The following is a 1207-nucleotide window of genomic DNA, read 5'->3' as shown; positions in this document are numbered from 1 at the left end:
AGTTGCACAATTAGAGGAGCAATGGGTATGAATCAACAACGTTTGACTCAAGTAATCTTGGCACCTATCGTTTCTGAGAAAAGCAACGTATTGGCTGAAAAACGTAACCAAATGACGTTTAAAGTTTTGGCAAATGCAACCAAACCTGAAATTAAAGCGGCTGTTGAGCTGCTGTTCGGAGTTCAAGTTGCAGACGTTACTACTGTTACCATTAAAGGTAAAGTTAAACGTTTTGGTCGCACTTTAGGTCGTCGCAGCGATGTTAAAAAGGCTTATGTGAGTCTGGCTGCCGGTCAAGAGTTGGATTTGGAAGCCGCTGCTGCAGCTGCAGATAAGGAATAAACAAAATGGCAATCGTTAAAATGAAGCCGACCTCTGCAGGCCGTCGCGGCATGGTTCGCGTGGTAACAGAAGGTTTGCACAAAGGTGCACCTTATGCACCTCTGCTGGAAAAGAAAAATTCTACTGCCGGTCGTAACAACAATGGTCATATCACTACCCGTCATAAAGGTGGTGGCCATAAACATCATTACCGCATTGTAGATTTTAAACGTAACAAAGATGGTATCCCTGCAAAAGTAGAGCGTATCGAATATGACCCTAACCGTACTGCATTTATCGCACTGTTGTGCTATGCAGATGGCGAGCGTCGCTACATCATTGCTCCACGTGGTATTCAAGCCGGTGCAGTATTGGTTTCCGGTGCTGAAGCTGCTATCAAAGTAGGTAACACTCTGCCGATCCGCAATATTCCTGTTGGTACAACTATTCACTGTATCGAAATGAAACCAGGTAAAGGTGCACAAATTGCACGTTCTGCTGGTGCTTCTGCGGTATTGCTTGCAAAAGAAGGTGCTTACGCACAAGTTCGTTTGCGTTCTGGTGAAGTGCGCAAAATTAGCGTAAATTGCCGTGCAACTATCGGTGAAGTTGGTAACGAAGAACAAAGCCTGAAAAAAATCGGTAAAGCTGGTGCTAACCGCTGGCGTGGTATTCGTCCGACCGTTCGTGGTGTTGTAATGAACCCTGTTGATCACCCACATGGTGGTGGTGAAGGCCGTACTGGTGAGGCTCGCGAACCGGTTAGCCCATGGGGTACTCCTGCTAAGGGCTACCGCACTCGTAATAACAAACGCACGGATAACATGATTGTTCGTCGTCGTTACTCAAATAAAGGTTAATTAGTATGGCTCGTTCATTAAAAAAA

General features: G+C 45.6%; 2 protein-coding genes. Both read left to right on the top strand.

What is annotated here, in order from left to right:
* Positions 1-27 precede the first annotated feature (27 nt).
* Positions 28-342, top strand: a complete 315-nt coding sequence (rplW, locus tag ACTHSP_RS20660) for a 50S ribosomal protein L23 (RefSeq protein WP_002243944.1) — start codon at positions 28-30, stop codon at positions 340-342.
* A 5-nt stretch (positions 343-347) separates the two neighbouring features.
* The gene (rplB, locus tag ACTHSP_RS20655) at positions 348-1181 is read left to right on the top strand and encodes a 50S ribosomal protein L2 (RefSeq protein WP_049350999.1); all 834 of its coding nucleotides are present in this window, start codon (positions 348-350) and stop codon (positions 1179-1181) included.
* Positions 1182-1207: the final 26 nt, after the last annotated feature.

The organism is Neisseria sp. P0001.S005, assembly GCF_051963715.1.
This window is presented reverse-complemented; position numbering and strand designations above follow the sequence as displayed.